The organism is Parvibaculum sp., from assembly GCF_045863935.1.
Taxonomy (GTDB): Bacteria; Pseudomonadota; Alphaproteobacteria; order Parvibaculales; family Parvibaculaceae; genus Parvibaculum.
In genome coordinates this window covers 50,852-68,364 of sequence record NZ_BTVP01000014.1, presented here as the reverse complement: position 1 = coordinate 68,364, position 17,513 = coordinate 50,852, and the positions used below count along the sequence as shown (strand labels likewise).

The following is a 17,513-nucleotide window of genomic DNA, read 5'->3' as shown; positions in this document are numbered from 1 at the left end:
GTTTCGTCCAACTCCGCTATTACTCTCGCTTTTTCGCCATATGACCTCAGCACCCGGCCCCGAAACAGGCAGCGGCCGGAGAAGGCCCTAGACGGCGACCCCGTGATCCTCGGCAAAGCGGGCGAGATGCGCGCGAACGCTCCGGTCGGGAAGACCGTAGAGTCCCTCCATGAAGGCCTCAAGCCTGGCCACATCGAGGGACCGGACCATCATCTTGACCGGGCCGATGGCGGCCGGAGACATGGAAATCCGGCGGAGCCCCAGCCCCACAAGCGCCATCGCCTCAAGCGGCTTGCCCGACATTTCGCCGCAAAGCGTGAGCGGCGTTTCGTGCTCGCGACACTTGGCCGCGATGTGGCGCAGGAAGCTCAGGACCGCCGGGCTCAGGAGATCGTAGCGCGTGGCGACGCGGGGATTGCCGCGGTCACTGGCGAAGAGAAACTGCATGAGATCGTTCGAGCCGATGGAGACGAAATCGACCATGGGCAGCAGCGTGTCCAGCTGCCAGGCAAGCGAGGGCACTTCGAGCATGGTGCCGATTTCGAGCGAGGCAGGCTTCTCCTTGCCGAACTTGTCGAGCCGGGCGATTTCCTTGTCGACGAGGGCGCGGGCGCGCTTGTACTCGGCGACCTCCGCGATCATCGGGAACATGATCCTGAGCGACCGCCCCGCCGCCGCCGTGAGAAGCGCGCGCACCTGGTGGCGAAGCAGCGCCGGCCGGTCGAGGCTGATGCGGATGGCGCGCCAGCCGAGTGCCGGGTTCTCCTCCTTGATGGAGGCGGCAAGGTTCATGTAGGGCAGCATCTTGTCGCCGCCGATATCGAGCGTGCGGAAGACGGCCGGCCTGTCGCCCGCCACGTCGAGCACGGCGCGGTAGAGATCGATCTGATCGCGGAGCGACGGCAAGGTCGAGGCGATCATGAACTGGAGTTCGGTGCGAAAAAGACCGATGCCCTCGGCGCCCGATTCCTCGAGATGCGGCAGGTCGACCTGGAGGCCGGCATTGACGTAGAGATCGATTTTCGCGCCGTCGAGCGTGACCGCCGGTTCGTCGCGGATCTCCTTGTACTGCTCCTGCTTGCGGGCACGGAAGCGCGCCTTCTCCGAATAGGAGGAGATGACTTCCTGCGAGGGCCGGAGATAGACCTCGCCGGTGTCGCCGTCGACGATGATCGCATCGCCCGGCTCGACATGTTCGAGAATATCCTCGGCACGGCCGACGGTTGCGATGCCGAAAGCGCGCGCGACGATCGAGACATGCGCATTGGGCGCGCCTTCCTCGAGCACGAGGCCCCTGAGCCTGTCCTTGTCGTAGTCGAGAAGCTCGGCGGGGCCCATGTTGCGCGCAATGATGATCGCGTCGTTCGGCAGGTTCGCCGAAAGCGAGGCGAGCGTGACACCCGTGAGCTGGCGCAGCAGCCGGTTCGCGAGATCGTCGAAATCGTGCAGCCGGTCGCGGATATAGGGGTCGGCCGCGCGCTGGAACCGCGCCCGCGTGTCGTTCTGCACGCGCTCGACGGCGGCTTCCGCAGTGAGGCCCGTCTTCACCGCTTCGAGCATGCGCTGCAGCCAGCCGCGATCGTTCGCGAACATGCGATAGGCCTGCAGCACCTCGCGGTGCTCGCCCGCATGGGAGAGGTCTTCCGTCTCCAGCATGTCGTCGATCGAGCCGCGCAGCGCATAGACCGCCTGCTCGAGGCGCTTCAGTTCGAGGTCGGTGTCTTCCGCGATGAGCTTCGTCACATGGATGCGCGGCTCATGCAGCACGGCATGGCCGAGCGCGATGCCCTCGGCGAAGGAACTGCCGGCGATATGGATGGGGCGCTGCCGCGTGAGGTCGGGCTCGTCGGGTTCGGCGCCGATGAGATCGCCCGCGGCGACCACTTCGGCGAGCACCATGGCGACCGTCTGCAGCGCCTCGACTTCCTCTTCCGTGTAATGCCGCCTGGTGCGGTTCTGCACGACGAGGACGCCGACCACCTTGCCGCTCCTGAGAACCGGCACGCCCATCAGCGACTTGTAGATTTCTTCGCCCGTTTCCGGCCGGTAGGCGAAGCCCGGATGGGACTGCGCATCGGCGAGATTGAGCGGGCGGGCATGAGCGGCGATGTCGCCAACAAGGCCTTCGCCGACGCGCAGCCGCGTCGCATGGACGGCCGACGGCTTCAGACCTTCCGTGGCGAAGAGTTCAAGTTCCCGCGCGCCGTTCACGAGATAGACCGAGCACACCTCCGCCACCATGTTGGCGGCGATGAGCACGACGATCTTGTCGAGGCGTTTCTGCGCGCTTTCCGGCTCCGCCATGACCTCGCGCAGCCGGCGCAGCAGGATGCGCGGACCGCCGACGGAGGCCGGCATCAGCTTGGATCCCGTTTGCTGCGGAACTGGAGGCGATGGAGGTTCAAGGGCGACCCCCGCTTACTCGGCGTCGAGACCGTAGGCCGTGTGCAGTGCGCGCACGGCAAGCTCGGTATAATCCGCGGCGATCAGCACGCTGACCTTGATCTCGGAGGTGGTGATCGCGAGGATGTTGATGCCCTTTTCGGCCAGCGTCTTGAACATGGTCTGCGCGACGCCCGCATGACTGCGCATGCCGATGCCGATGACCGACACCTTGACGACATTCGTGTCGGTCTTGATTTCCTTGCAGCCGATCTCGGCCTGCGCCTTGCGGATGACGTCCTCGGCGCGCGGAAGCTCGGCCTGGGGCACGGTGAAGGTCATGTCCGTGCTTTTGCCGTCGTCCGACACGTTCTGGATGATCATGTCGACATTGATCGAATTGTCGGCGAGCGGACCGAAGATGCGGGCGGCGACGCCCGGCTTGTCCTCGACCTTAACAAGCGTCACCTTCGCCTCGTCCTTGGAATAGGCGATGCCGCTCACGACCTGCTGTTCCACGATTTCATCCTCGTCGCAAACAAGAGTACCGGGGCCATTGCTGCCCGCGCCATAGGCACTGTGCGGGGCGTCGGGCGCGTCGAAGCTCGAGCGGACCTGCAGGCGCACCCGATGAACCATGGCGAGTTCGACGGAACGGGTCTGGAGAACCTTGGCGCCGAGAGACGCCATCTCCAGCATCTCTTCGTAGCTGATCTTATCAAGCTTTCGGGCCTTCGCAACGATGCGGGGGTCCGTCGTATAGACGCCGTCGACATCGGTATAGATGTCGCAGATATCCGCCTTGATCGCGGCGGCAACCGCGACCGCGCTGGTGTCGGAACCGCCGCGGCCGAGCGTCGTGATTCTGTTGTCGGGGCCAAGCCCCTGGAAACCCGCGATGACCGCGACCTGGCCCTGCCGGAGCCGGCCGATGAGTTCGCTGCCGTCGATCTCGAGGATGCGGGCCGCACCATGCGCGCTGTCGGTGCGAATCGGGATCTGCCAGCCGAGCCAGGAGCGGGCCGGAATGCCGATGCGCTGCAGCTCGATGGAGAGCAGCGACACCGTGATCTGCTCGCCGCTCGCGACGATGGTGTCGTATTCGCGCGCATCGTGCAGCGGCGCGGTCTCGCGCGCCCATTGCACGAGCTGGTTCGTGGTGCCCGCCATGGCGGACACGACGACCGCGACCTCATGGCCCGCGTCGATCTCGCGCTTCACATGTTGCGCAACATTGCGGATGCGCCCGATGTCGGCCACCGAGGTTCCGCCGAATTTCATGACCAGTCTGGCCATCGTCTCTTCCACCATCCTGTCGCCGGCCGAAAGGCCGCAGAAACCGGCGCGCTGGACCAGACCGGGCCAGACCTATTATATGGCGCCCTATATCATGACCTCGTGAAAGGTGAACCCGCGCCGCCGGGCGCGGCCATACATACAGGCCCCCGGGCAGAGCCGCAACCGGCCCCTGCTGCGGCCAAAAACCCTTAAGGACGCTGGGGAAAGCTTACATAATGGCCGACATGAAAGAGAGCGCCGCGGAAAGCGTCACCAGCATCGACCCGGAGGAAGTCGCCCGCTTCTCGGCCATGGCCACCGAATGGTGGGACCCGGCGGGCAAGTTCCGCCCGCTCCACAAGTTCAATCCGGTGCGGCTTGGCTATATCCGCGAGCGCACGGTCGCCCATTTCGGCCTCGATCCGGCGTCCATCCGCCCCTTCGAGGGCCTGCGATTCCTCGACATCGGCTGTGGCGGCGGGCTCTTGTCGGAACCCATGGCCCGGCTCGGCGCGCAGATGGTGAGCGCGGACGCCTCTCAGAAGAACATCGCGACGGCAAGCGTCCACGCCGCCGAACAGGGCCTCGACATCGACTATCGCTGCACGACGGCGGAAGCGCTGGCAGCGGCGGGCGAACGCTTCGACGTCATCCTCAACATGGAAGTGATCGAGCATGTCGCCGACCCGATGCGCTTTCTCGCGGATTGCGCGACCATGCTGAAGCCGGGCGGCCTCATGTTCGTCGCCACGCTCAACCGCACGCTGAAGGCGCATGCCTTTGCCATCGTCGGCGCGGAATATGTGCTCGGCTGGCTGCCGCGCGGCACGCATGACTGGAAGAAATTCATCACGACGAACGAGATGGAGGCGGGCATCGCGCAGGCAGGGCTCCGCCTCAAGGAACTGACCGGCGTGAGCTACAATCCACTCGCCGATACATGGTCGCTCGGGCGCGACACGGACGTAAACTACATGGCGCTGGCGGAGCGGCCGGCGCCATAGGGCAAGACGCGAAGGGGGCACATGAAGAGCTGGACGGGAATTTGCGCGGCGGGCTTCCTGCTTGCGGCGCTGGGCGGCTGCGGCGAGAGCAACGATCCGGCAAAGCCGGTGACGCTGAGCCCGGCGCGAACGGAACTCTATGCCGCAAGCTGCAAGACCTGCCACGAGGATCCCGCGACCGGCGCGCCGCAATCGCATGACACGATTGCCTGGGCGCCACGCCTCGAAAAAGGCGAGGACGTGCTTCTCGACAATATCGTGAACGGCTTCAATGGCATGCCGCCGCTCGGCCAGTGCATCGAGTGCGACGCGGAGGATTTTCTTGCGCTGACGCGTTTCATGGCCGCGCCTTCGACAGCGAATGCAAACGAAGAACCGGAAGGGGAAACGCCATGATGATGTCGCGCCGCCGCCTGCTGCAATATGCGGCTTCCGCCTCCGCTCTGGCCGCGACGGGTGCCATTCCGAACGCGATCACGGAGGCCTTCGCCGATGAAGGCGCAAAGCGTGTCATACCGTGGAAGAACTGGTCCGGCGGCCAGACCTGCACCCCGTCCGTCCGCGTGGCCCCCGCAAACGAGACCGAACTCGCCGGCATCGTGAGGGCGAGCGCCGCACCCGTCCGCGCGGTGGGCGCCGGACATTCCTTTTCCGGTCTCGTGCCGACGGAGGGAACACTCCTCTCGCTCGACCGCATGAGCGGGCTTGTCAGCGCCGACACGGCAGCAGGACGCGCCACCTTCAAGGCGGGAACGCGGCTCGGCGCGACGGGAGCGCTGCTCGCGGAAAACGGCCTCGCGCTCGACAACATGCCCGACATCAACAAGCAGACGATTGCGGGCGCGATCTCGACCGCAACGCATGGGACGGGCAGCGAAATCGGCTCGCTCTCGACCTTCGTGACGGGCATGCGGCTGATGACGGCATCCGGCGATGCGCTCGACCTCGATGCGGAGAAGACGCCCGGCCTCTTTCAGGCGGCGCGCGTGTCCCTCGGCGCCCTCGGTATCGTGACGGAAACGACACTTGCCGCCCACCCGCTCTACAAGCTGAAGAGGCGCACCTGGGTCGCGCCCGTCGAGGAAATGCTCGAAGCGGCACCCGAGCTCTGGAAGAAGCATCGCAATTTCGAGTTCTACTATGTGCCCTATTCGGGCATGAGCATCGGCATCGTCAACGAGCTGACGGACGAGCCCGAAACGCCCGAACCCGTGAACGAGGACGATGACGGCCTTCGCCAGTTGCAGCAGTTGCAGGACTGGCTCGGCTGGTCGCCTTCCGCGCGGCGCTGGGTGATCCAGACGATTCTGGGCGGCATGGAGCCGGAAGAGCGCGTCGACTATTCGCACAAGACGCTTTCGACCGAGCGCAATGTGCGGTTCAACGAAATGGAATATCACCTGCCGCGCGAAGCGGGCCCGCAAGCGCTGCGCGAGATCGTCGCGGCGATCGAAGACAACAATGTCGAGGTCTTCTTCCCGATCGAGTTCCGCACCACCGCGCCGGACGACATCTGGCTGAGCCCTTTCTACGGGCGCGAGAGCTGTTCCATCGCAGTGCATCGCTTCCACGAAGAGGACTACACGCCCTATTTCAGCCTGATCGAACCGATCTTCCGAAAGCATGACGGCCGCCCGCATTGGGGCAAGCTCAACACGCTGAAGGCGGAAGATTTCGCGGGCCTCTATCCGAAGTGGCGGGATTTCCTTGAGGTGCGGGCCGAACTCGATCCGGAGGGGCGGTTCCTCAATCCGTATTTGAGGGACGTGTTCGGGGTGGGGGTTTAGAGTCGAATCCGCCAAATCCACCCCGAACCCGTCATGACCCGCTTCATGCGGGTCATCCACGTCTTTCTTTCCTGTTGAAGACGCAAAAGACGTGGATGGCCCGGACGAGCCGGGCCATGACGATTTTAGAGCAAGCTGTGGAACAGCCTCAGTTCGACTGACGTGACGGCACGACCGGCAGCGGCGCGACTTCGACGCCTTCCTCTATCAACTCGCGGGCTTCGTCGGGCGTCGCTTCGCCATAGATATCGCGATGCTCGCTCTCGCCGTAGTGGATGCGGCGCGCTTCTTCCGCGAATTTGTCGCCGACATAATCGCAATTCTCTTCGACGTGCTTTCTGAGCGCGAGCATCATCATGCTCATCTTCTGCGCCATCTCGGCGGGCGTCGATGCCGCCGCGTCCTTCGACGCAGCCTTGCCGGTGCTCTTGCCGATACTGGGCGCCATCAGCGCCTTGCGCACATTCGGGCTGCCGCAATGCGGACAGCGCACGTCGCCCGCCGCAACCTGCGCATCGAAGCCCTCGGAGGAAGGAAACCAGCCGTCGAACTCATGGTCCTTCTCGCATTGGAGCGCGTAGCGGATCATGAGACGCGCCTCGTGGATTGGATTTCGGGAAGACCGAAGCCGCGATCGTGACGCAGGCTCGGCACCTTGGCCCGCGCGGCGGCGATGCGGCCCGTGTCGATCTCCGCGAGAATGACGCCCGGCGCGTCATGCGCAGCTTCGGCGATCACCTCGCCCCAGGGCGCGACGATGAGGCTGTGGCCATAGGTCTCGCGGCCGCATTCGTGTTTGCCGCCTTGCGCGGGCGCAAAGACGAAACAGCCCGTCTCGATGGCGCGCGCCTTCAGCAGCGTGTGCCAGTGCGCCTCGCCCGTCTGCCGCGTGAAGGCGGCGGGCACGGTGAGAAAATCGGCACCCGCCTGTGCAAGCGTTCGATAGAGATGGGGGAAACGAATGTCGTAGCAGATGGTGAGGCCGATGCGGCCCCAGGGAAGCTTCGCGATGACAGCTTCGCGGCCCGCTTCGTAGTTTTTGCTCTCGCGATAGCTTTCGCCGCCTTCGAGATCGACATCGAACATGTGGATCTTGTCGTAGCGAGCGGCGATCTCGCCTTCCGGCGAAATCAGGAAGGAGCGGTTCGCGACCTTCTCGTCCGAAAGACGGATCGGCAACGATCCGGCGAGAAGCCAGATCGCCTTTTCCTTCGCAAGCCCGCGGAAGGCGGCAAGCGCCTCATCATCCGCTTCGTCGCGCACCTTGGCGAAGAGCTCGGCCGAGTTCGAGACGAGGAGAGACGTCATCTCCGGCGTCATGACGAAGTCCGCGCCCTTGTCCGCCGCTTCGAAAACGAGCGCCCGCGCCGCCGCGATATTCTCCGCGAGGTCGCAGGAGCTGCGCATCTGCACGCAGGCGGCTTTGAAGCTTTGAGGAGCGGCGCTCATGGGGTGTCAGGCGGCGAGCATCGGGTCGAGCTTGCCCTGGGCCTCGAGCGCATAGAGATCGTCGCAGCCGCCGACATGGGTCTCGCCGATGAAAATCTGGGGAACGGTGTGGCCACCATGCGCCCGGTTCATCATCTCCCGGCGCTTGTCCGCATCCATGCCCACATCGATTTCGGTGAAGGAGACGCCCTTCTTTTCGAGCAGACCCTTTGCCCGGTAGCAATAGGGACACATCATCGTCGTGTAGATCGTCACATCCGCCATGAGCGGTACTCCGTGAAATAGGAACTCCACACTATATAGAGGCGCCCCCTGCCGGAACAACCCGGGCAAGGCAGAGGACGGTTACTTCGGCGGCACCCGCCTTGAGCAGCGCGCGCGAACAGGCTTCGACCGTCGCGCCCGTGGTCATGACGTCGTCGACAAGCACGACTTTCCGGCCCTGGAGCCTCGCCTCGGCCCCTTCCCGGACGGCAAAGGCGCGCGCGACATTGCGGCGGCGCTGGTCGCCGGACAGGCCAACTTGCGGCCGCGTTGCCCTCGTGCGCACGAGAATCTCCGGTTCGTAAGCGATCCCCGACAGGCGCGCCACAGCGCGGGAAAGCTCCGCCGACTGATTGAACCGGCGCGAAAAGAGCCGCCGCCGGTGGAGCGGCACCGGCACCACCATGTCCGCCCCATCGAGAAGGTCGGCCCCGGCGCGAAGGAGCCAGCGCGCAAAGGCGGGCGCCGCCTCCATCCGGTCCGCATATTTGAAACGGTGAACGAGGCGGGCGCTCGCATCGCTGTAGCGCAGGACGGCGCGGGCGCGGGCATAGGGCGGCGGGTGCGCGAGCGCGACGGCGCTGACCGCGCCCTCCCCCGCTTCATAGGCAAAGGGAAGGCCCGTCACCGCGCACCAGGGCCGCTCGATGAAATCGACCTGCCCCCAGCAGGTGCCGCAAAGCGTACCATGAGCGTCCACCCCCCGGCCGCAGGAAAGACAGAGCGGCGGAAGCACGGCGTCGGCAAAGCCCGAAAACCCGAGCTTCACCTTGTCCATCCATGTCCCGAATGCCGTCATCCGACCCTCATGCCCTGCGCCGAGACTAGCACGAGAGAAGGCGGCCTTGCGGAGCTTGTCCGCTGCACCCAATATGCGCGCCATGCCGCAAGCCGATCCCAGACTGCGCGTCTTCGACCGCGCCACGCTACGCCGCCGCCGCGACCGCGCGGCGGAAGGCTTCCCCGCACATGACTTTCTGGTGCGCCGCGCGGGCGAAGACATCGTGGAGCGGATCGCGGGCGTGAACCGCGACTTCGAGCTTGCCGCCGATATCGGCGCGCATCGGGGCGCACTGCGCGAGGCGATGGCGGCGGCCGCCTTGCCGGCGGGCAAGATCGGCACGCTTGTTTCCACCGATCTGTCGGCCGCCATGCTCGCCCATGCGGTAGGCCCGAGGATCGTTGCCGACGAGGAGGCGCTGCCCTTCGCCGACCGGAGCCTCAACCTCGTGACCAGCATCCTCTCGCTTCACTGGGTGAACGACCTGCCGGGCACGCTGATCCAGGTGCGCCGCGCGCTGAAGCCGGACGGGCTCTTCGTCGCCGCCCTCTTCGGCGGCGAAACGCTGACGGAACTGCGTCAGTCGATGACGGAAGCCGAGATCGAATGCGAGGGCGGACTGAGCCCGCGCATCTCGCCCTTCGCGGATTTGCGTGACATGGGCGGACTGCTGCAACGGGCGGGGTTCGCGCTGCCGGTCGCCGATACGGACCGCGTGACGGTGCGCTATGCCGATCCGCTCAGGCTGATGGCCGAGCTTCGGGGCATGGGTGAGACGAATGCGCTGGCCGAACGGCGGCGCATTCCGCTCCGGCGCGGCACGCTGATGCGGGCGGCGGAAATCTATCGGGAGAAGTTCGGATTGCCGGATGGCCGCGTGCCCGCGACCTTCGACATCGTCGTCGTCACCGGCTGGGCGCCACATGAAAGCCAGCAGAAACCGCTCGCGCCGGGCAGCGCCGAAACGCGGCTCGCGGATGCGCTCGGCACCGTGGAGCGGAACGCGGGGGACAAGACGCCGCGCTGACGCCTATTCGAGCGCCGGCGCGATCGTGTCGGAGAACAGGCTGGAGACGCTGTCGCCGACCGTGCCGACAGCGACGAGAACGGCAACGCCGATGCCGGCAAGTATGAGACCGTATTCCATGGCCGTGGCGCCGTTCTCGTCGTCACGGAAGGAACGCCAGAATTCCAGATACGTCACCATCGCCACACCCCTTCACCCCCGGGGCGCCGCTTCATTTCAAAGCAGGTCCCGCAACACGGCCACCAGCGGCTCATCCGCAGGCGGCATCGGATACTCCCGGAGTCTCGCCGGAGGTACCCATATCAACGCCTGCCCCTCGAGGGCACGAACCTGCCCCTCCCAGCGCCGGCACACAAAGACCGGCATGAGGAGGTGAAAGTCCTCGTAGTCGTGGCTCGCGAAGGTCAGTGGCGCAAGACAGGCCTTCGCGACGTCGATACCGAGTTCTTCTTTCAGTTCCCGGATGAGGCAGGCTTCGGGCACTTCGCCCGGTTCGACCTTTCCGCCCGGAAACTCCCAGAGACCCGCCATCGGCTTGCCCTCGGGGCGGCGGGCGAGAAGAACCCGCCCATCCGCATCGACAAGCGCGCAGGCCGCGACAAGGACAAGCCGTTTGGGCTCTCCCGGTTCGCCTTCGCGCTTATCGGTCATGGTGAAATCTCAAGGTTAAGAGCGGGTGGAAACCGGGCCCCGAAACCGCGCCTTGTGCGGACGTGGTTAAGGAAAGGGAAACGCGCTCAACTGCGGTAATCCGCATTGATGCGGATGTAGTCATAGGTGAGGTCGCAGGTCCAGACCGTGGCGGAGGACTTGCCGACACCGACATCGACCTCAATGTCGATATCCGAGCCCTTCATATGTTTCGCGACGGGCGTTTCGTCGTAGCCGGGAACGGCCATGCCGTTCTTCGCCACATCGACGCCGCCCATGCGGATCGCGAGCTTGTCCCGGTCCGCCGCCTCGCCCGACTTGCCGACCGCCATGACGACGCGGCCCCAATTTGCGTCCTCGCCCGCAACCGCCGTCTTGACGAGCGGCGAGTTCGCGATCGCCATGCCGATGCGCCGCGCCGCCTGATGGCTCTGCGCGCCGGAAACGGCGATGCGGATGAATTTCGTCGCGCCCTCACCGTCCCGCACCACCTGATGTGCGAGATCGAGCATGAGATCGTCGAGCGCGGCGCGGAAATCGCGAAGCCTCGGATCGCCTGCCCTCACGATCGGCGTCTCGTCCTTCATGGCCGCACCGGTCGCAAAGACGAGCACGGTGTCGGAGGTCGAGGTGTCGCTGTCGACCGTGATCGCGTTGAAGCTGTCGCGCACGCCGAGAAGAAGCAGCGTCTGCAGGATTTTCGCCGGGATCGCCGCATCGGTGAAGATGAAGACGAGCATGGTCGCAAGGTCCGGCGCGATCATGCCGGAGCCCTTGGCGATGCCGTTGATCGTGACCTCGGCGCCACCCACCTTGACCTTGCGCGTTGCAAGCTTCGGATAGGTGTCGGTGGTCATGATGGCGCGGGCGGCGTCGTCCCAGTTGCCGGCGGCGGCACCTGAAAGCGCGGTATCGATCCCCGCGACCACGGGTCCGGCGTCCATCGGCTGGCCGATGACGCCCGTGGACGCGATGAAGACATCCTTCTGGCGGCAGCCGCCCGCCTGCGCGGCGGCGGCGGCGGTCGCCTTCACGGTCGCGACGCCCGCCTTGCCGGTGAAGGCGTTGGAATTGCCGGAATTGACGACGAGCATGCGGCCTTCGCCACCATCCGCGAGGCTCGACTTGCACCACTCGACGGGAGCGGACGCTGTCTTCGAGGTCGTGAAGACACCCGCGGCCTGCGTGCCTTCCACCATCTTCGCGACAAGAAGGTCCGTGCGGCCCTTGTACTTGATCCCCGCCGCCGTGGTGCCGAGCAGCACGCCTTCGATCGGCGGTAGCTTTGCAAAGGTCCTGGGCGCGAGCGGCGAAACCTTGACCGCTGCCTTTTTCACCGGCTTGCGCGGCGCCTTTTTCACTGGCTTGCCGGCCACTTTCGCCTTGGCGCGCACAGCCGGCTTCGGCTTTGCCACCTTGCGCTGGGCGCGCGAGAGCTTTGCCTTGCTATGAGGCTTCGCTTTTGCCTTGCCGCTCGTCTTGCGCTTCGGCTTCACCGAGGTTTTGGTGCCCGCCCGCGTGGTCTTCTTGGCCGTCATTCACCGCTCCGCCTGCTAAACGCCTGCTTATGCCCTCACGCCGGCCGGGTCATTCCTCCGCCGGCGGCACGAGCTGCGGGCGTCCGGAAGAAGGTGCGGCCGATTCGGCGCCGATAATCTCGATCTTCGCACCGGAGCGCAATTTCTCCATGAGCTTTTGCCCCTCGTCGCGCGCAATTTTCCGCACGATCTCGTCATGCGCTTCCTCGATCGTGGGCTTGGGCAGGTCGCGGAACTCGACAAGCTGAATGACATGCCAGCCGAACTGCGTCTGGACGGGGCCGGACACATCGCCGGGCTTCATCGAGAAGACCGCGTCCGAGATTTCCGGCACCATCTCCTCGCGGGGGAACCAGCCGAGATCGCCATCGTCGGGCGAGCCGGGATCGCGCGAATACTCGACCGCCGCCGCCTCGAAGCTCTTGCCGCCTTTTATCTCGGCAGCGATCTTCGCCGCCTGTTGCTCGCTCTCGGCAATAATGTGGCGGGCATGGGCTTCGCGCTCCGCGGGCGCGTTCGCGATGTTCTTCTCGTAGTAGGCCTTGATCGCCTCGTCGGTCACCTTGTCCTGCATGAGCTGGACCCAATAGACGTCGCGCAGCGCCTTCTCGCCGTAATATTCCTGCCGCCGCTGCACGGCGGGGTCGTCATCCACATGCTTCTCCCTCGCCTCCATCGCAACGACGCGGCGATCGATCAGCATGCCAAGGAGATACTGAAAGCGGATCTGCGGCTCGAGCTGCGCCAGCGCCGCCCCCATCTCCTCATCCGCCATGGCGAGGTCCGAATAACGGATCGGCGTGCCGTCCACAGTCGCGACCACCTCGCCGGCGGGATCGGCCTCCTGTGCAAGGGTGGGCGAGGTCCCTGCGAGAGCCGGAAGGACGGCCGCGAGGAACGCCAGGACGGCGGGCAGACGGAAGACGGGCATGGGATGAACCTTCCTTAACGGGACAAACGGCCTCTTCGGCCTCACAAAAGCAGGGAGCGATCAAAACGGGCCGAATTTGGGTCGGCCATCATGGTCCGGGCGCCCCGGTCACACAAGCGCCACACGCAACGCCTATAGGGAGCGCGCAAAAGCAAATCAGGGGGGTTCCGCCGGGATTGCCGCCACCCCGCGTTCGATTGACAAGGCAGGGGCGCGCCCTTACATCGGGAGCGCACCGCAAGAGGAATTTGACCTGATGGCAAGCTTGGGCGCCCTCGCCAAGCGTCTTTTCGGCTCTTCCAACGACCGAAGGATCAAGGCTTACAGAGCCCGCGTCGAAGCGATCAATGCGCTCGAAGCGGAGACCGCTGCCCTGAGCGACGACGCTCTGAAGGCGAGGACGGCCGAATTCCGCGCCCGTCTCGCGGACGGCGCGACGCTCGACGAACTCCTCCCCGAGGCCTTCGCCACCGTGCGCGAGGCCGCAAAGCGCACGCTCGGCCAGCGCCACTACGACGTGCAGCTTATCGGCGGCATGGTTCTCCATGACGGCAACATCGCCGAAATGAAGACCGGCGAAGGCAAGACGCTCGTTTCGACGCTCGCCGCCTATCTGAACGCGCTGCCCGGCAAAGGCGTCCACATCGTCACCGTGAACGACTATCTCGCCAAGCGCGACGCCGAATGGATGGGTCAGGTCCACCGCTTCCTCGGCCTCGAAGTCGGCGCGATCCTGCACGGCCTCAACGACGACCAGCGCCGCGAAGCCTATGCCGCCGACATCACCTACGGCACGAACAACGAGTACGGCTTCGACTATCTGCGCGACAACATGAAGTACCAGCTCGCCTCGATGGTGCAGCGCGACCATACGTTTGCCATCGTCGACGAAGTCGACTCGATCCTCGTCGACGAGGCGCGCACGCCGCTCATCATTTCCGGCCCGCTCGACGACAAATCCGATCTCTATCTCTCCATCGACGAAGTGATCCCGCTGATCGGCGACGAGGACTACGAACTCGACGAGAAGCAGCGCACGGTGAACCTCACCGAAGAGGGCAACGAGCGCATCGAAAGCGTTCTCAGGGAGCGCGGCATCCTTCTCGAAGGCAGTCTCTACGATATCGAGAACATCTCGATCGTTCACCACGTGAACAACGCGCTGCGCGCGCACAAGATGTTCCAGAAGGACAAGGACTACATCGTCAAGGCGGGCAAGGTCGTCATCATCGACGAGTTCACCGGCCGCATGATGGAAGGCCGGCGCTATTCCGACGGGCTGCACCAGGCGCTCGAAGCCAAGGAGCGCGTGCCGATCCAGCCGGAAAACCAGACGCTCGCCTCGATCACCTTCCAGAACTACTTCCGCATGTATGACAAGCTGTCGGGCATGACCGGCACGGCAATGACGGAAGCGTCGGAATTCGCCGATATCTACGGTCTCGAAGTCATCGATATTCCAACGAACAAGCCGATCGCCCGAGTGGACGAGGACGACGAGGTCTATCGCACGACGCGTGAAAAATATGCGGCCATGATCGACGAGATCGAGGACTGCGCGACGCGTGGCCAGCCCGTTCTCGTCGGCACCACCTCGATCGAGAAATCGGAGACGCTGTCCGAGCTTCTGAAGAAGAAGAAGGTCAAGCACAAGGTCCTGAACGCCCGCTACCACGAACAGGAAGCCCATATCGTGGCGCAGGCAGGTGTGCCGGGCGCGGTCACGATTGCGACCAACATGGCCGGCCGCGGCACCGACATTCAGCTGGGCGGCAATCTCGACATGCGGCTTGCCGACGAAACGGCCGGCATCGAAGACGACGCCGCGCGCGCACGCAAGACGGAAGAAGTGCGCGCCGACATCGAGGAGAAGAAGCGCCTCGCCCTCGAGGCGGGCGGTCTCTACGTGATCGGCACCGAACGCCACGAAAGCCGTCGCATCGACAACCAGCTCCGCGGCCGCTCGGGCCGTCAGGGCGACCCCGGCCGCTCCAAGTTCTACCTGTCTCTCGAAGACGACCTCATGCGCATCTTCGGCACCGACCGCATGGACGGCATGCTGCAGAAGCTCGGTCTTCAGGAGGGCGAGGCGATCGTCCATCCCTGGATCAACAAGGCGCTCGAAAAGGCGCAGCAGAAGGTCGAGGCGCGCAACTTCGACATCCGCAAGAACCTGCTGAAGTTCGACAATGTGATGAACGATCAGCGCCGCGCGATCTTCGAGCAGCGCATCGAACTCATGCGCGCCGACGATGTGTCGGACACGGTGGACGACATGCGCCGCCAGGTGATCGACGACCTGGTGGCGCTGCATGTGCCCGAAAAGGCCTATGCCGAGCAGTGGAATCTCGCCGGGCTGAAGGAAGACGCGAAGAAGACGCTCGACCTCGACCTGCCGGTGGAGGAATGGGCCGAAGAAGAAGGCATTGCGGACGAGGAAATCCGCGAGCGCATCAATGCGGCCTCCGACCGGTTGATGGCCGCGAAGGCGGCGCAGGTCGGCCCGAACCTCATGCGGCAGGTGGAAAAGGCCGTGCTGCTGCAGACGCTCGACCATCACTGGCGCGAGCACCTGATGATGCTCGACCATCTGCGCCAGGCTGTCGGCCTCAGAGGCTACGCGCAGCGCGACCCGCTGAACGAATACAAATCGGAGGCCTTCGAACTTTTCGAAAGCCTGCTCTCGCGGCTGCGCGAGGATGTGACGCGCCAGCTTTCCGTCGCGCAGTTCGTGACGGAAGAACAGGTACCGAAGATCGAGAACGAGCCGCTTCCCGAAATGCACGCGCATCACACCGATCCGCTGACCGGCGACGACGAGCTCTCCGATGGCGACACGGCGCTCCGCACCGTGCGGAACGATCCGGGCGTCACGGCCGACCCGAACGATCCGCGCACCTGGGGCAAGACACAGCGCAACGCACCCTGCCCCTGCGGTTCCGGCAAGAAATACAAGCACTGCCACGGCGCGCTCTGAACGCCGCACCCGGACAAAAAAGAGCCGCACTGAAAAGTGCGGCTCTTTTCTTTTGCGCTTCGGACAGATCAGGCGCGTCTGGTTTCCGACGACGCCTTCTTCAGGTGATGGCCGGCAAGGAAGTAATGCGCCGCCGCCCAGAAGTTCAGCAACGAGGTGCCGAACAGCGCCCAGCGCAACGACTGATTGCCCATGCCCATCGAGTGATTGAAGAAATCCGACAGGATGCCGACGAATTGCGGACCGAAGCCGAGGCCGATGATGTTGAGGATGAAGAGCATCATGGCCGAAGCGAGCGCGCGCTTCGCGGGTGGTGTCAGCGTCTGGATCATCGCAAAGGAAGGCCCCAGATAGAAGGCGCCCAGAAACGAAATGGGTATGTAGAGAACCCAGAGGATCGAAACGCCGTGGCTGCCGATATGGAAGACCGGCCAGTTGTCGGTGAGGTAGAAGGCGACGATGAAAGGCACCACCGCGAGTTTCGCCCAGGCGACGACCCAGGTGTTCCAGCGCACATCCTTCGCGGCGAGACGATCCGTCAGACGCCCGCCGATATAGGCGCCAAGGCCGCCCACGATACCGACCATCAGCGCGAGATAGCTCGACACTTCGCCGATCGACATACCATGCGTGCGGATGAGGTAGGCCGGGCCCCACATGACGCCGCCATAACCGACGAAGGACGTGATGGTGACGCCGCAAACGACATGACGCGCCGCAGCCGTGCGCCAGAGATGTTGGAACCCTTCCTTCACGATCACCCGGCCGGTGCGGAAATTGAGCGGCTTGTCGGATTTCTCCGGCGCCATACCGTCCGCACCGCCGCGTTCGGGCTCCACCAGCGTGAAGCGGACGAGAAGCGCGAGAAGGAGGCCCGGCACGCCGACGACGAAGAAGGCCGCGCGCCAGCCGTACCAGACCGCAACCCAGCCGCCGACGAGAAAGCCGACCATCACGCCGAAATAGACGCCAAGCGAATAGATCGCCATGGCGCTCGCGCGTTCGTTCGGCGCGTACATGTCGGCAATCATCGAATGGGAAGGAGGGCTGGACCCTGCCTCGCCGACACCGACGCCGATGCGCGCGAGTGCAAGCTGCCAGAAATTCCCGGCGAGACCGCAAACCGCGGTCATGCCGCTCCAGATCGCGATGGCCCAGGCGATGATGTTGCGGCGGTTGCCGCGGTCGGCGACCAACGCAATCGGAATACCGAGGGTCGCATAGAAGATTGCGAAGGCAATGCCCGACAGAAAGCCGAGCTGTGTGTCCGAGAGATGAAGGTCCGCCTTTATGGGCTCCATCAGGATGCCCATGATATTGCGGTCGACATGGCTCGACGTATAGCCGAGCACCAGTACCATCAGCGCATAGCGCCGATACCCGGATGACAGCCTGGCAGGCGCCGCCCCCTTGGCCATTGTAGCTTCGGCCATTCCCTCTCCCC

General features: G+C 64.7%; 16 protein-coding genes. 5 read left to right on the top strand and 11 right to left on the bottom strand.

From position 1 onward, the window contains the following. Positions 1–87: 87 nt before the first annotated feature. Together ptsP and ACKUUH_RS07940 are read right to left on the bottom strand one after the other, a co-directional pair. Positions 88–2,358: a phosphoenolpyruvate--protein phosphotransferase gene (ptsP, locus tag ACKUUH_RS07945; RefSeq protein ID WP_407949356.1), complete on the bottom strand. Its 2,271-nt coding sequence runs from the start codon at positions 2,356–2,358 to the stop codon at positions 88–90. 60 nt (positions 2,359–2,418) lie between these two features. Continuing rightward, positions 2,419–3,678, bottom strand: coding sequence for an aspartate kinase (locus tag ACKUUH_RS07940; protein WP_407949355.1), 1,260 nt, complete (start codon positions 3,676–3,678; stop codon positions 2,419–2,421). Positions 3,679–3,905: 227 nt separating this feature from the next. Here ACKUUH_RS07940 and ubiG point away from each other — a divergent pair, with 227 nt between their 5' ends. Genes ubiG through ACKUUH_RS07925 form a run of 3 tightly spaced genes read left to right on the top strand, consistent with a single transcriptional unit; the run spans position 3,906 to position 6,451 of the window. Continuing rightward, entirely contained in the window at positions 3,906–4,664 is a 759-nt protein-coding gene (ubiG, locus tag ACKUUH_RS07935; protein WP_407949372.1) for a bifunctional 2-polyprenyl-6-hydroxyphenol methylase/3-demethylubiquinol 3-O-methyltransferase UbiG, read from the top strand. Positions 4,665–4,685: 21 nt separating this feature from the next. Beyond that, a complete protein-coding gene (locus tag ACKUUH_RS07930) occupies positions 4,686–5,060 on the top strand; it encodes a c-type cytochrome (protein ID WP_407949354.1) in 375 nt (124 codons plus the stop codon). Then, positions 5,057–6,451, top strand: a complete 1,395-nt coding sequence (locus tag ACKUUH_RS07925; RefSeq protein ID WP_407949353.1) for a D-arabinono-1,4-lactone oxidase — start codon at positions 5,057–5,059, stop codon at positions 6,449–6,451. The genes ACKUUH_RS07930 and ACKUUH_RS07925 overlap by 4 nt, the downstream gene beginning before the upstream one ends. Before the next feature lie 148 nt (positions 6,452–6,599). On the opposite strand, the gene ACKUUH_RS07920 is transcribed toward ACKUUH_RS07925, so the two are convergent. The 4 genes from ACKUUH_RS07920 to ACKUUH_RS07905 are packed head-to-tail and all read right to left on the bottom strand — an operon-like array spanning position 6,600 to position 8,963. After that, positions 6,600–7,040, bottom strand: coding sequence for a DUF1178 family protein (locus tag ACKUUH_RS07920; protein WP_407949352.1), 441 nt, complete (start codon positions 7,038–7,040; stop codon positions 6,600–6,602). After that, positions 7,037–7,900 carry a carbon-nitrogen hydrolase family protein gene (locus ACKUUH_RS07915; protein ID WP_407949351.1) on the bottom strand — a complete coding sequence of 288 codons (864 nt, stop codon included), beginning with the start codon at positions 7,898–7,900 and terminating at the stop codon, positions 7,037–7,039. Before ACKUUH_RS07915 ends, ACKUUH_RS07920 begins: the two co-directional genes overlap by 4 nt. Before the next feature lie 6 nt (positions 7,901–7,906). Further along, positions 7,907–8,164, bottom strand: coding sequence for a glutaredoxin 3 (gene grxC, locus ACKUUH_RS07910; RefSeq protein ID WP_407949350.1), 258 nt, complete (start codon positions 8,162–8,164; stop codon positions 7,907–7,909). A 31-nt stretch (positions 8,165–8,195) separates the two neighbouring features. Then, positions 8,196–8,963 (bottom strand): ComF family protein, encoded by a 768-nt coding sequence (locus ACKUUH_RS07905; protein WP_407949349.1) that lies wholly within the window; start codon positions 8,961–8,963, stop codon positions 8,196–8,198. Positions 8,964–9,036: 73 nt separating this feature from the next. Between ACKUUH_RS07905 and ACKUUH_RS07900 the strand changes: the two genes are divergently transcribed. Beyond that, on the top strand, positions 9,037–9,972 hold the full coding sequence (locus ACKUUH_RS07900) for a methyltransferase domain-containing protein (protein WP_407949371.1): 936 nt from the start codon (positions 9,037–9,039) through the stop codon (positions 9,970–9,972). Between the two features lie 3 nt (positions 9,973–9,975). Here ACKUUH_RS07900 and ACKUUH_RS07895 read toward each other — a convergent pair whose 3' ends face one another. The 4 genes from ACKUUH_RS07895 to ACKUUH_RS07880 all read right to left on the bottom strand — a co-directional run bounded on the left by ACKUUH_RS07895 (position 9,976) and on the right by ACKUUH_RS07880 (position 13,092). Beyond that, on the bottom strand, positions 9,976–10,152 hold the full coding sequence (locus tag ACKUUH_RS07895) for a Flp family type IVb pilin (protein WP_407949370.1): 177 nt from the start codon (positions 10,150–10,152) through the stop codon (positions 9,976–9,978). 36 nt (positions 10,153–10,188) lie between these two features. Further along, positions 10,189–10,623, bottom strand: coding sequence for an 8-oxo-dGTP diphosphatase MutT (gene mutT, locus ACKUUH_RS07890; protein ID WP_407949348.1), 435 nt, complete (start codon positions 10,621–10,623; stop codon positions 10,189–10,191). A gap of 86 nt (positions 10,624–10,709) precedes the next feature. Beyond that, positions 10,710–12,161 carry a bifunctional glutamate N-acetyltransferase/amino-acid acetyltransferase ArgJ gene (gene argJ / locus ACKUUH_RS07885; RefSeq protein ID WP_407949347.1) on the bottom strand — a complete coding sequence of 484 codons (1,452 nt, stop codon included), beginning with the start codon at positions 12,159–12,161 and terminating at the stop codon, positions 10,710–10,712. Between the two features lie 49 nt (positions 12,162–12,210). Beyond that, a complete protein-coding gene (locus ACKUUH_RS07880; protein WP_407949346.1) occupies positions 12,211–13,092 on the bottom strand; it encodes a peptidylprolyl isomerase in 882 nt (293 codons plus the stop codon). A gap of 256 nt (positions 13,093–13,348) precedes the next feature. Here ACKUUH_RS07880 and secA point away from each other — a divergent pair, with 256 nt between their 5' ends. Continuing rightward, positions 13,349–16,069: a preprotein translocase subunit SecA gene (gene secA / locus ACKUUH_RS07875; protein ID WP_407949345.1), complete on the top strand. Its 2,721-nt coding sequence runs from the start codon at positions 13,349–13,351 to the stop codon at positions 16,067–16,069. Positions 16,070–16,137: 68 nt separating this feature from the next. Here secA and ACKUUH_RS07870 read toward each other — a convergent pair whose 3' ends face one another. Further along, a complete protein-coding gene (locus ACKUUH_RS07870; protein ID WP_407949344.1) occupies positions 16,138–17,502 on the bottom strand; it encodes a spinster family MFS transporter in 1,365 nt (454 codons plus the stop codon). Positions 17,503–17,513 lie beyond the last annotated feature (11 nt).